Genomic DNA, 12,834 nt, shown 5'->3' with positions numbered 1-12,834 from the left:
GTCGAGTGGGTTTCGGCCCGGAAGGGTCCGGGTACGCGATCGAACGGGCAGCTCACCAACCGGGCGCCTATGACTGTCGCGAAAGAGGAGCACAGTGACGCAGAGTCGCCCCGAACCGACCACCGACGACGCGGGCATCCCCGTCGAGAGCGACGAGCACTCCCTCACCGTCGGTCCCGACGGCCCGATCCTGTTGCACGACAGCTACCTCATCGAACAGATGGCGCAGTTCAACCGCGAACGCGTCCCCGAACGTCAACCACACGCCAAGGGCAGCGGCGCGTTCGGGCGGTTCGAAACGACCGGCGACGTCAGCCCGTACACCAAGGCGGCGGTGTTCCAGCCGGGCACGAAGACCGACCTGCTGGTGCGGTTCTCCACCGTCGCCGGGGAGCGCGGCAGCCCCGACACCTGGCGCGATCCGCGCGGCTTCGCGGTGAAGTTCTACACCAGCGAAGGCAACTACGACATGGTCGGCAACAACACCCCGGTCTTCTTCGTCCGGGACCCGCTGAAGTTCCAGCACTTCATCCGGTCGCAGAAACGCCGGGCCGACAACAACCTGCGCGACCACGACATGCAGTGGGACTTCTGGACGCTGTCGCCGGAGTCGGCGCACCAGGTGACGTGGCTGATGGGCGACCGCGGGATCCCGCGCACGTGGCGGCACATGAACGGCTACAGTTCGCACACCTACATGTGGGTCAACGACGCTGGTGAACGCTTCTGGGTGAAGTACCACTTCAAGACCGACCAGGGCGTCGAGTGCTTCACCCAGGACGAAGCCGACCAGATGGCTTCGGCCGACACCGACTACCACACGCGCGACCTGTACGAGTCGATCGAGCGCGGCGACCACCCGAGCTGGACGTTGAAGGTGCAGGTCATGCCGTTCGAGGATGCCAAGACGTACCGCTTCAACCCGTTCGACCTGACGAAGGTGTGGCCGCACGGCGACTACCCGCTGATCGACGTCGGCCGGATGACGCTCGACCGCAACCCGACCGACCACCACGCCGAGATCGAACAGGCCGCGTTCGAACCCAGCAACCTGGTGCCCGGGATCGGTGCGAGCCCAGACAAGATGCTGCTCGGCCGGCTGTTCTCCTACCCGGACGCCCACCGCTACCGGATCGGCGCGAACTACAAGCAGCTGCCGGTCAACGCCCCCGTCGCACCCGTGCACAGCTACAGCAAGGACGGCGCGATGCGCTACACCAAGGTCTCCGACCCGGTGTACGCACCGAATTCGAAGGGCGGCCCGCACGCCGACACGGCCCGGTACGGGACCCCCGCGGGCTGGCACACCGACGGCGACATGGTCCGGACGGCGTACACGCTGCGCGAGGACGACGACGACTGGGGCCAGGCCGGCACGATGGTCCGCGAAGGGCTGGACGACGACCAGCGCGACCGGCTGGCCGACAACGTCGTCGGGCACCTGCTCAACGGCGTGTCCGAGCCGGTACTGGCGCGGGCGTTCGGCTACTGGCGCAACGTGGACAAGGACCTCGGCGACCGGGTCGAGTCCGGCGTCCGGGCGAAGCGGGACGAGAAGGACCCGAAAGCCGCCGACCAGGGCAACCCGGCCCGGTCGAGCATGCAGGACAAAGCCTGACCCCCGTCGCCACGAGGGACGTCAGGTGAAGGAGCGGCCCATCCACCAGTTGCCGGGGGCGTCGGGATCGGTGCTCGACCAGAACTCCACGCAGGCGCGGGTGAACTCCTCGGCGGTGAGGTGGCCGTCGCCGTCGGCGTCCAGGTGCGCGAACGCCTCGCCGACCTCGGCCTCGGTCAGCCCGGGAAAGTGCCCGCGCTGGAACACCAGGAACTCGGCGGGGCTCACACGGCCGTCGGCGTCGGTGTCGGCGATGGCGAGGAACGCCTCGGCGAGCGCGCCGAGCCCGGCCTGCGCGACGTCGGGATCGTCGGCCAGCGAACCGGTCGAGGCGACGAACTGCTCGCGGGAGATGGCGTCGCCCCCGCCGGGGATGAGGGGCAGGTGCAGCTCGCGCCAGATGCGCAGGTAAGCGTCGATGATGGCCTGCTCCTGCGGCGAGCCGGGGGCGTGACCGAGGGCTTCGGCGGCACGCCGGCCCATCAGGACGTGGTCCTGGGCGGTGAGCAGCCCGTCTCCATCGACGTCCAGGTGCGAAAACCCGTGCTCGATCTTGGCTTTCAGCAGGTCGTTGACCGGCACGAGCACTCCCGGCGTGGTCGGTGGCGGCGGACGGCATCCAGGGTGCCGCCGTCGCGAGTCGCCGGACAAGCGCCGAACGGGTCCGGAGCTGCCACGAGCGGGTGATGGCGGAAATCACTCCGCCATGGCCGCCTGGACAGCCGCACACAGGAACCGGACGGCGCGGCGGAACTTCTCGTCCTGATCACCGGCCCCCGCTTCGGCGAAGGTCAACGGGAACCGCGCGGCCAGCGCGGCCACGTCTTCCTCGCGCGGGTCCGGGACCCCCGGCTCACTTTGCTCCTGCAGCACGAAACCGGTGACGTGGCTCAGCACCGCGTCCGCCGCAACGCTTCGGTGCGTGGCGGGCACCCCGGCGTGGCTCAACGTGCGCAGCAGCCGCTCCATCAGGCCCAGCGCGGCCGGGCTGAGGGTGCGGGGGCTCCCGGCCAGCAGCGCCGCACCGCCGGGGTGACGCAGCAGGGTGTGCCGCAGCGCCTCGGCTTGCGCGACGACCTGCTCCTGCCAGCCCGCCTCGGGGGGCAGCGAGTCCAGCGCCGTGGTGCCGTCGTCATAGGCCTGCTGGGCGACCCGATCGGCCATGAGGCACAGCAGGGCGTTCTTGTCACGGACGTGGTAGTAGAGGCTTCCCGCGTGCACGCCGAGCCGGTCGGCCACCCGGCGCATCGACAAGCCCGCGGCGCCGACCTCGTGGAACACCACCATGCTCGCCTCCACGATCCGGGCCGGAGTGAGCTTCATCATGAAAGCCTACCGTGATTCAAACACTGTTTGAATCTGGTCACGCTCCGGCTAGGCTCCAGTCTCGACAGATTCGAACACTGTTCAAAACTGGGGCTTTCGATGGACGCGATCATCTTCAACCTGACCACGGCACTGCTGCTCATCCTGATCGCCGCGGCCGGCCTGGCCCTGGTCGGCCGGGACACCCTCCCCCGGCGGCGGCTGCCCTGGCTCGCGATCACGCTGACCGCGCTGGCGGTGGCCGGCGTGGTGCTCCAGCTGTGCTGGACCGGGGCGATGGACGCACTCGACAGCGACCCCGCCAAGTCCGGGTGGTGGCGGGTGATCACCTCGGTGTTCATGCAGAACGGTGGCGTGAGCGGCGCCGCCTGGAACATCGCGACCCTCGCGCTCGTCGCGGCCCTCGCCGAATGGTTCTGGGGTCGCCCGCTGACCCTCGCGCTGTTCCTCACGGGCATCCTGCTGCCGCAGCACATCGACACGCTGCTCGGGCTCGCCGCCGGCCCGGTCGACCCCCGCAACTTCGCGGGCAGCTCCGGCGCAACCTACTTCCTCGGCGCCACCCTCGCCGCCCCGCTCCTGATCCGCACCCACATCGTGAAGGAACGGCTGACCGCGACCGCGGTCGTCCGCTCGGCTTGGCGCTGTGGTTCGTTCAGGAGAACGGCCACGGCCTCGTCTCGGTCTACGGGTTCGCCGTCGGCGCCCTCGCCTGGGCGGTGGGACACCGGTGGATCCACCCCGACCGCGACCTCGTCCGGCCCGCCCGGCTGACGATGAGCGTGCTCCCCGGCCGCAGCAAGAAGGTCTGACGCGAGACCGGGTCCTGGCCGCCGCCGAGCCGACCGGCCGCGTGTAACCCCCGCTCCTATCTCCCGACGGCGTGTGGAACGCCGATTCTGCCGATCACCAGCACCCCGCGAGCCGATCTGTTGGGAGAGCTCATGAGAGCAGGACGCATCCTCGTTTCACTCGGTCTGCTGGCCGCCGGGCCGTCGGCCGCCGCCGGGCCGGCCATCAAGTGGCATCCGGGGCACTACCTGACCAGTGACTGGTGGCACTCCGCCGGTACACCGGCGAGCATGGCGAGCAGTGAACTCCACGTCGTCAACACCTCGCCGAATGTTCGCGGCTGGAAGGGCAACTACTACTGGGCGGCCCTGGAAACCGGGAAGGGCGTCTACAACTTCTCGACCATCGACGCCGAACTGGCGCAGCTCAACCAGGGCAACCCCGTGCCCCGCAAGAAACTGGTCATCGAAGTCTCCTCGAGCGGGTTCCAGCGGACCTCCCACCAGGACCCCGGCGGGTTCCTCGGCACCGTGCTCCCCGGCTACCTGACCACCGACACCGCCACCTACGGCTCCGCACCCAAAACCGGCACCAGCGGCTGGTGGTACGGCGGCAGCGGCTTCTCCATCACCGCGGCCGTGTGGCGGCCCGCCGTCAACGACCGCCTGATCGCGCTGCTGCAGGCCCTCGGGGCCCGCTACAACAGCAATCCCGACGTCGAAGGCATCGAGCTCACCGAAACCGCGTCCCAGGTCGCCGACGGCGGCGGCTACAACGACAACACGCAACTGAGCCAGCTCGAACGAATGCTGACCGCCGCCACCGCCGCGTTCCCGAACACCAACGTCACCATCCAGAACAACTTCCTCGGCAACCAGGCCAACACCAGCGCGCTGGTGCAGTTCGAGAACGCGCACCGGGTCGCCGAAGGCGGGCCGGACCTGCTCGGCAAGACCGCCGCGGACAAGACCTCACCGCCCAAGGAGCTGACCTGGGGCCAGCAGTGCGTGACGGGCTACCCCGGCACCGGGTGCGCCAACCTCACCGGCAGCATCGCCGTCATCCAGAACGTCGACGAGCCCGAACTGCTCGGCACCCAGTTCCAGGGCGCCGGCGCTCCCTTCACCCCGCTCGACATCTACAACAACGGCGAGGACTACCTGCACGCGGGCCACCTCGAATGGACCTACCTGATCGGACGGCCGACCAACAACTGGCCGACGATCGCCGCGATGATCGACGCCCACCCGATCCGGTTCACGGCCTGCCCCACCGGCTACCCGGCGTGTGACACACGGTGATCCGCACCTCGGGGGCCGGCCGCACGCCGGCCCCCGATCTTCGGGTGAAAGCCACGGGGTCGGCGGAGGTCATCCGGCGGGGTTGAGCCGTGCCTGGAAGAACCCGACCAGGTAGTCACGGAAGAACTCGAGCGACGCGGTCGGGTCCCCGCTGCCGTACTGCCGTTCCCAGGTGGCGGGCGGCACCTTGTCCTTCTGGTGCAACGCAACCGTCAGGTAACCGTTGTCGGTCGACGACGAGTGCCCGGTCTGCGGCAGGTGCCTGCGTTCCTTCCAGCCGGTCAGGGCCGGCCAGCCCGCGTCCCAGCCCGCGCCGAACTGCTGTTCCCCGACCGGGCTGGTGAGCAGCGCGAACGGCCGGTCCAGGGCGACCGGCCGGTAGAGCGGTCCGTCCAGGGAAACACCCGCCTTGACCCGCCGGTCCGCGGCCATCGTGAACGCGGTCGCCGCGCCGCCCGCGGAGTGCCCGGCCATGCCGATGCGAGCCGGGTCGATCCGCGGCGAGCGTTGCCCGAGCACCGTGTCCACCACGAAAGACATGTCCTCCGCACGGTTCTCCACCGCCGCGGGCCACGGCTCGCCGGGGGCCTGGCACGCGAGGCACGGCAGCAGCCGGCCGCCCGGGAACTCGACGTTGTACGCCTCGTACGCGTGGTCGACCGCCGCGACGACGAACCCGTTGGCGGCCAGGTTCTCGGCCAGCGTCGTGAGCGTCGTGCGGCTGTTGCCCGCGCCGGGTGACAGCAGCACCAGCGGCCGGCCGCGGCCCGCGGACGGCAGCGCGGGAGCGTCCTTCCGCGCGTGCACGCCGATCCGTTGCAGGGTGTCCGCCGGGAGGTCCAGGCCACGGCCCTTGACCGTCGCCGCGGACTCGGCGGCGGTCAGGTAATCGGCCCGTTCACCGGCCGGAAACGCGGGATACCACAGGGAAACCATGAGTTCCCGGCGTTCGGACGGGACCCAGGGGTCGGCCCGGCCGGTGTCGGTCAGGTGGAGGGTGCGCAACCCGATGGGGTACTTGCCATCAGGGCTGAGCAACGCGGTGGGCTCGGCGGCCGATGCCGGTGCGGACAGTCCCAGCAACAACACCGCCACGACGGTCAAAAGGCGAGACATGATCATGGTGGACAGTGTCGTGACCGAGCCGTCGGCCGCACATCGCCCGTCCGGCCTGCACCACCCCCGGCTTTCGTCAGGGGCCGGGCACCGCCGGCGTGTGCAGGCCGCCCGGTCGCAAAGGCCGGGCCCGAAAGCGGCCATCGCCGCCGGGTCCGGGTTGATCGCCACGACGGCGGCCGCGGCGAGTTCCCACAGGCCGCCGTCGAGGTAGCGGCGGCCGTCGATGGTGATGGGCGGTGCGGTCGCCGGGAAGGCCATGCTCGACGCGACGGCGGCACGAGTGGCACGCCGCTGGTGCGGTCCCCCGTCCGGCGTTGCCCGGCCATCCACGCCGTGCCGACGACTCCGCCGGCTGCGGAGCCGGCCTCCGGTACTTGATACCGAACATGCTTGTGTCCCGGTCATGGCTGTCGGCCGGGTCGCTGTGCGGGGCTTGATCGGTACGCGCCGGCCATGGCGTGGAAGGACCGCTTGGGGGTGAGGCTGCCGTCGGGCATCAGCTTGCAGACCCCGTAGGAAGCCAGGTCGAGGTCGAAGCGCGGGTCGGCGCTGTGCGGGTATTCGTAGCCGGCGAAGGTGAACCAGAACGCCGTGTCCACCCCTTCCTCGTCGAAGACCGCGAGCATTTCGCGCAAGTAGCGGGCCTGTTCCTCCTCGTCGCGGACGTAATCGGCCGTGACGTGGGGCGGATCGGCGTCGTGGTCGACGACGCCCAGCCAGCCCACGCCGCCGCGCTCGGCGGCGCCCCGGTAGGTGCAGCAGCCGAACTCGGTCGCCGCGAGCGGCTTTCCGTGCCGGGAGTACTCCCGCAGGCCCTGGCGAAGGGCGTCCCCGGGATCGCCGTAGGCGTCGGCGCTGACGATGTCGAACGGTGTCCAGTCGATCTGTTCCCAGGTGCCGGAGGCGTAGGTGATTCTGCCGCGGAAGCGGGTGCGCACCGCGGCCGCGATGTCCGCCAGCAGCGGGTCCAGCTTCGCGGGTACCTCGGCGACCTTGGCCAACGCCTCGGGGGCGCCGCCCACCAGGGTGCCGATCCGGACCAGGCTGTCGTGCCCGGGGAAGAAACCGGGGATGAACAGGCTCAGTTCGCAGCCGGTGACGAACACCTCCGCCCCTGCTTCCTCGGCACGGTCCGCGCATCGGGCGAAGTACGGCACCAGCTCTGCGGCAGGCAGTTCGCAGGGGAACGGGGAGAACCAGACCTCCAGCCCGGCATCGGCGGCGTGCCGGGCCGCGACGGTCAGCCGCTCGAGGTCGCCGCCGGTGATCCGCACCGCGTCGCAGTGCAGTTCCTCGGCGATGACCTGGATCTCCCGGCGCACCGCGTCGGTGTCGAAGACGGGCCGCGAACACCGCCCGCCGGGCGTGAAGCCGGTGTCGTACGTGATGCCTCGAGCTCTCATGGCCGGAACGTTAGGAACGAGGCGAAACCCCGGTCAACGAGAAGGCCGGGTGGCGCTGGTGTTTCTGCAGCTCAGCATCGCAACGATCATTGCAATGACACTGCGAGCTAATGCACCCGGATTGCAAAGACCGGCGACCGGCTCACATACTGGCGGCCCACCACCGAACCGAGGAGCCGGCCGGATGCCAGGACGCAGGCTGACCGGCGCCGACCGGCAACGAATCGCCGAAGGCCTGGCGCGGGACCTGGATTTCGCGGTCATCGCCCGCCGCCTCGGCCGTCCCACCTCGACGGTGAGCCGCGAGGTCAACCGCAACGGCGGGCCGGGCCGCTACCGAGCGGAGCTGGCGCAGCTCGCGACCACCCACCGCGCCCGGCGCCGGCCTCGCCCGCCCGCGAAGGCGGAAATCAGCGAGCCCGCCGGCCCCGGTCCCGGCACGACAGCGGCGTTCGTCACCGACCTCACCGTGGCTCTCGTCGAGACCGGCATGCCGCGCACCGCCGCCGGAGTGCTGGCCTTGCTGTTCACCTCCGAGACGGGCAGCCACACGGCCGTCGAGCTGGCAAGGCACCTGCGGGTCAGCGCGGCGACCATCTCGCACGCGGTCGCCCTGCTGCACCAGCACGGACTGATCCGCCGCGGCCGCGACGGGCACAGCCGGCGCCACCGGTACTTCCTCGACGAGAACGCGGGCGTCCGCTCCGCGGTGGCCGGTGTCCGCGCCAACCAGCGACTCGCCGGCACCGTGCTGCGCGGCGCCGGCCTCTTCGGCACCGACACCACTGTCGGAACCCGCCTCGCCACCGCCGGCCAATTCCTCGAACGACTCGGCAACGACATCCTCCGCGCGGCCGAAAAGCACGCACGCGCCACCCCAGCCGCCGGCCCCGAGCGCAACCGGACAACCCACACAACGCCCACGCGATGAACCCCGCCAACCCGCACCCGAACATCCGGTCATGCCGCGAGGCGAGCGCCTGACGCGCGCTCATGCCGACGAGCGGACATCGGTTCGGGCACGCGGCCCTGGACGAGCCGCACGACTTCCGTGCGTACCTCCACAGCGGAGTCGCCGGGAGAATCGACACAATGCAGCATAAACGGCTACTTCAGCAGCCATATCAACAAGGTCGAGATGGACATGATCGCCGCTAGCCCTATGTAGAACATGTATAATTCAGGGCGAGACGAAAGAATATGCCGCACTCTCGACCACCGAAAAGGTTCTGGCCCAAATGCCGCCTTGATGCCGAATGTGTATCCCTCGTCCAGCGTCGCCAGAGAATGCAGCATGGACGATTGAAATAACGCCCCTATCTCCATACATCGGCGCATTACTCGCGCCTGCATGTCCATGTATACAATTTCCAGATACGCAAAGAAAAGCACGGCAAAGAAGCCGACCGCCGGCACCAAACCGTTCTTGGATGTTACTGCAAGCGCAAGCAAAGCCCCACTGGTGGTAATCGACCAGCTTCTAATTGTGAAGGGCTGATTATCAAACTTGTCGATCGTGCGATGAAGGTACTCCAGATCCAGTTCCAGCGTTCGGGTGATGCGATCGTTTCCTTCGTCGGCCACCTGGCTCCCTTGACTTCACCTTCAGCGGACTCTCTGGGCATATCCCAGTGTGCGCCGCGCGGACAACTGTGGACGAACGAGCTCAGCCAGACGGACTATCGCTCCGGAGGAGTCGATGCCTGGCATCCGCTCATGCCGCTGACCCGCTCAGTGACGCAGCCGGTCGCATCGCTGAGCGTGGCCGGTCTGCCGATGAGCACCCGCCCCCGCCTGTTGGACCCACACGCGAGGCAGTCATGGCTCCGGGTTCGGGTCCGACAGACGCCACCACACCCGGCGCCTGACTGCCGGTTGCGGTAAGCGAGCGCGCACGTGCTCGGGGACCTGCGCGCCGGCTGCGGCAGCCTCGATGTACGCCTTGGCGCCTTGTGCTCCGAGGTCGGGTGCGGACGCACGCACAAGCCGGAGTGCGTCGAGGCGCTGACCGGAACCGAGCAGCTCAGTGATCCGAGACCGTAGGGAGTCATCGCGTTCGAGCCCGCGAACCTGCTCGAGATAGTCCTCGATCCACTCACCGCCCTCCAGGTCAGCGGTCGCATGCACCGTGTGCAGGCTGCCGTCCACCCCGTCGACCAGGAAGGGCCCGTGGCCCACCACCATGTCAATGAACTCGCGGGTGCGTACATAGCGCTCACTTTGGCTGCTGATCAGCCAGCCAAGCCGGTGTGGACGGACGTCCATGATCACCATCCTCGGCTGACCCCGTGCCGGCCACCCGGCCAGATGCCGCTCCACGATCTGGACGGCCCACGCTTTCGACACCATGGCAGCAGGCTATGAGACAGACTGTGGGCGACGCGGCCCCGGCCACGATCAACCCCGAGGCTCAACTGGCGGACGCCGGGCGTGCGCGCATCCACCCAGAATCGCGTCTGGTGCTCGCTCTTGCCGAGGAGAGGACTCGGCCTCCGAGTTCGGCCACGGGGTCGCCACGACCTGGTTTTCCCAGGCCCAGGTGACTATTTCGACGCGGTTGCGCAGGCCGAGCTTGTGCTGGATGCCGGTCAGGTGGCTCTTGACGGTGCTGAGGGAGATGAACAGCTCCGCAGCGATTTCCTGGTTGGTACGGCCCTGTGCGAGAGCGCGGACCACTTCGATCTCCCGCTCGGACAGCGACTTCGTAGCACCGGCCCTGCGGGGCACGGTGGCGGTGACGTGGCGCAACAGCCGCAGGGTGATGGACGGGGAGATCAGCGCGTCTCCGGTCGCCGCGCAACGCGCCGTACACGCACTCGTCGAGATCGAAGGTGGTCCCGAGGCTCCCGAACCGCCGGAGTTGGCGGCCCACCAGGCGATGGCGCCGGACGCGGGGGTCGAGTCCACCGCGAACATCTCCCAGTGTGACGTCCCGCTGTTCGCGCCGAAGCCGTCGTTACCGCGACCGGCACCGCCAGCGACCACAACAACACGACGATCCCTGACAGGAGGACCAGCCTTCGCAAGGTGGGAAAGATGCGCACGACCGACCTCCCGGAAGTAACCGACGGAAGGTCTGTCGCCCGATTTCGCTCAGCCTTCGCGCACACACAAGTGCATGCGCGAACCGTCAAGCGGGCGGGCCGACCGTGGCCGTGGCCGTCGCCGCCTTCCGGCTCGACCAACGGCGTTTCCCGCCCCGCGGCCCCTTCGATCACCCGAAAGGCGGCGTTCCCAGGGACGGCCCGCCCATCCTCGAGCTCGTGCGGCCCACCTGTCGAGGCAATCGTGCGAGGCGGCAATCACCACGTACGTCTTCGATGCGCCGCCCTCCGACGGGGCAGGCGGCGCCGCCGAACGGTTCCGGATCGCCGCCGGGCTTTCCGTGTGTGATCATGGACGGCGAGGTCGTTCACCGTCCCGGCCTAGTGCGTTCGCTCGATACGGCAGGCCCACACGATCCGTCATTCCTGAAGAATTTTCCTGGATGTTTCCCGGGTTCACTCCAGCGGGTTTTCTTCGCCGTTTCCGCACGTTCCCACACCTTCAGGTCATCGCGCCGGTCCGAGGTAGCCGCCTCGGTACCATCGGTTCGCTTGGTGCGCACCAGCAGTCACGTTCCGAAGACCATTGTCAGGAGCTGGTGAATCGTGACGAACACCGGAATCGATGGCGAAACGTTGACCGTGGTGGCGTCCGTGGCGGCGGTCCGGCACACCGTCGCCGTGCCGGCGGAAAACCGCGGTCAGATCGACAACGTGCTGCTGCTGGCGGTGCTGGCCGCCGGCGCGAAGTACAACATCGGCCTGCAGAGCGATGAGTGGTTCAGCACGTTCGACGACACGATCCAGACCGGCGCGGAGTGGGTCGTCGACGCGGGCACCTGGAAGCGCGTGACCCGGTCGGATAGCCCGTTCGACCTGGCCGTGATCCTGCCGGACGGCACCGCGGACACCGAGCGGGCGCTGGTCGCCGTGCGCTCGGAGCACTACCCGCTGCGCGGTGCGCTGCGGTTCGGGGCCGTGGCGAGCGCCGACGTCGCCGTGCTGTGCGCGGTGGCGGACGTGACGCCGCGGCCGGGTGCGCTGTCCGTCGTGCTGGGTGCCGTCGCCTACCGCTTCAAATCCGACCTGAGCGTCGACAATCCGCTTGCGTCGCGCCCCTGGGCCGAAGTGGACGACGCATTCCTGCGGCTGTCGAAATACACGATCGATACCACGGAGGCGGGATACAACGCGATCCAGCAGCGGATCGCGAAAGCGCTCGGCGACCGGGTCGAGAAATACCTCTACCGCACACCGATCAAGTGAAACGAGGAAACCGATGATCACCAAGGAAGCTTCCTTCGCGCCCCTGAGCGACGCCGTCTCGTCCCTCCCCGGCCAGCGCGACCGCGCAGTGGACTACCTGGAGAACCTCCCGCTCGCCACCTCCGACGTCGAATCCCAGCCCGGCCGGGGCGGCCTGTACCTGCCGACCGGTGACACATTCGGTACCTCGAAGGTGACCCCGGTGAACGGCAACTCGGCAGCCCAGGACACGGTCTTGGTACCCGACGCGATGGGCGACGCCAACTACACGGCCGTCATGCGCACGAAACTGCTGGCGCAGATGGGCGCGCGCACCGCGTTCGACGTCAACCGCGAAACCGACAAGTACTACCAGAAGTACATCGAAATCCTCGGCTACTGCGGCTGGGTGCAGAACTACAGCAAGTGGCGGCAGTACACGTCGTCGAACTCCAGCCTCGAGATCAGCCGGGTGCTCATCGACCTGCTGACGGGCCTGCTGGTCGGCCCGCAGCTGGAGCTGCTGGAGACGGCGCTGACGGTGCTGAAGACGGCCTACTCGTCGAACGAGCAGATCCGCCTGCTCGGCAAGGACAAGGCGGCGGACAAGGAGGTCAACTTCGACCTCGGCGTCGTCGGCGAGGACAACCACGGCTGGCCGACGTTCAAACCGGTGTTCTTCGCGATCGCGGCCGAGTCCGAGACGGTGAACATCCTGTTCGCCACCCTGAAGTCCAGCCAGACGTCGGTGTTCTACGCGACTTCCGACCAGACCCTCGACATGAGCCACTACGCGAAGGTCAAGGCGACGGTCGAAGCCAAGACGGAGGAGGCGGCGAAGAAGTACATCGAAAACCTGCCGATCGCCGAGTGATCGGCAGGCCCGGCCGTGGGGGGGCCGGAAACGCGGGGCCCCACGCCCGGTGCCCCCCCCCGCCACAGTGGGGTTGGGGGGTCCCGAAACATTGCAACCCGACGGGTTGGGG

General features: G+C 68.7%; 13 protein-coding genes. 6 read left to right on the top strand and 7 right to left on the bottom strand.

The window, feature by feature from the left end; genetic code table 11:
- The first annotated feature begins 94 nt into the window (after positions 1-94).
- Entirely contained in the window at positions 95-1,618 is a 1,524-nt protein-coding gene (locus ABZW17_RS41215; RefSeq protein WP_354826749.1) for a catalase, read from the top strand.
- 21 nt (positions 1,619-1,639) lie between these two features.
- On the opposite strand, the gene ABZW17_RS41210 is transcribed toward ABZW17_RS41215, so the two are convergent.
- Positions 1,640-2,200, bottom strand: coding sequence for an EF-hand domain-containing protein (locus ABZW17_RS41210; RefSeq protein WP_354826746.1), 561 nt, complete (start codon positions 2,198-2,200; stop codon positions 1,640-1,642).
- A 114-nt stretch (positions 2,201-2,314) separates the two neighbouring features.
- The gene (locus ABZW17_RS41205) at positions 2,315-2,941 is read right to left on the bottom strand and encodes a TetR/AcrR family transcriptional regulator (RefSeq protein ID WP_354826743.1); all 627 of its coding nucleotides are present in this window, start codon (positions 2,939-2,941) and stop codon (positions 2,315-2,317) included.
- Between the two features lie 102 nt (positions 2,942-3,043).
- Between ABZW17_RS41205 and ABZW17_RS41200 the strand changes: the two genes are divergently transcribed.
- Positions 3,044-3,718, top strand: a complete 675-nt coding sequence (locus tag ABZW17_RS41200) for a hypothetical protein (protein ID WP_354826740.1) — start codon at positions 3,044-3,046, stop codon at positions 3,716-3,718.
- A gap of 170 nt (positions 3,719-3,888) precedes the next feature.
- On the top strand, positions 3,889-5,037 hold the full coding sequence (locus ABZW17_RS41195) for a hypothetical protein (RefSeq protein ID WP_354826738.1): 1,149 nt from the start codon (positions 3,889-3,891) through the stop codon (positions 5,035-5,037).
- A gap of 69 nt (positions 5,038-5,106) precedes the next feature.
- On the opposite strand, the gene ABZW17_RS41190 is transcribed toward ABZW17_RS41195, so the two are convergent.
- Both ABZW17_RS41190 and ABZW17_RS41185 read right to left on the bottom strand, forming a co-directional pair.
- Complete coding sequence (locus ABZW17_RS41190; protein ID WP_354826735.1) at positions 5,107-6,414, bottom strand: acetylhydrolase; 1,308 nt, start codon at positions 6,412-6,414, stop codon at positions 5,107-5,109.
- Positions 6,415-6,557: 143 nt separating this feature from the next.
- The gene (locus ABZW17_RS41185) at positions 6,558-7,559 is read right to left on the bottom strand and encodes a hypothetical protein (RefSeq protein ID WP_354826732.1); all 1,002 of its coding nucleotides are present in this window, start codon (positions 7,557-7,559) and stop codon (positions 6,558-6,560) included.
- A 184-nt stretch (positions 7,560-7,743) separates the two neighbouring features.
- Here ABZW17_RS41185 and ABZW17_RS41180 point away from each other — a divergent pair, with 184 nt between their 5' ends.
- Positions 7,744-8,490, top strand: a complete 747-nt coding sequence (locus ABZW17_RS41180) for a helix-turn-helix domain-containing protein (protein WP_354826729.1) — start codon at positions 7,744-7,746, stop codon at positions 8,488-8,490.
- A 176-nt stretch (positions 8,491-8,666) separates the two neighbouring features.
- Here ABZW17_RS41180 and ABZW17_RS41175 read toward each other — a convergent pair whose 3' ends face one another.
- The 3 genes from ABZW17_RS41175 to ABZW17_RS41165 form a co-directional block, all read right to left on the bottom strand.
- A complete protein-coding gene (locus ABZW17_RS41175; RefSeq protein WP_354826726.1) occupies positions 8,667-9,143 on the bottom strand; it encodes a hypothetical protein in 477 nt (158 codons plus the stop codon).
- A 234-nt stretch (positions 9,144-9,377) separates the two neighbouring features.
- The gene (locus ABZW17_RS41170; RefSeq protein ID WP_354826723.1) at positions 9,378-9,908 is read right to left on the bottom strand and encodes a YrhB domain-containing protein; all 531 of its coding nucleotides are present in this window, start codon (positions 9,906-9,908) and stop codon (positions 9,378-9,380) included.
- Between the two features lie 48 nt (positions 9,909-9,956).
- Positions 9,957-10,307 (bottom strand): response regulator transcription factor, encoded by a 351-nt coding sequence (locus tag ABZW17_RS41165; RefSeq protein ID WP_354826720.1) that lies wholly within the window; start codon positions 10,305-10,307, stop codon positions 9,957-9,959.
- Positions 10,308-11,209: 902 nt separating this feature from the next.
- On the opposite strand from ABZW17_RS41165, the gene ABZW17_RS41160 reads away from it, so the two are divergent.
- Positions 11,210-11,869, top strand: coding sequence for a hypothetical protein (locus tag ABZW17_RS41160; protein ID WP_354826717.1), 660 nt, complete (start codon positions 11,210-11,212; stop codon positions 11,867-11,869).
- 13 nt (positions 11,870-11,882) lie between these two features.
- Positions 11,883-12,722 (top strand): hypothetical protein, encoded by an 840-nt coding sequence (locus ABZW17_RS41155; protein ID WP_354826714.1) that lies wholly within the window; start codon positions 11,883-11,885, stop codon positions 12,720-12,722.
- The last annotated feature ends 112 nt before the right edge of the window (positions 12,723-12,834 follow it).

This window comes from Amycolatopsis sp. NPDC004625 (assembly GCF_040609695.1).
Lineage (GTDB): Bacteria > Actinomycetota > Actinomycetes > Mycobacteriales > Pseudonocardiaceae > Amycolatopsis.
This window is presented reverse-complemented; position numbering and strand designations above follow the sequence as displayed.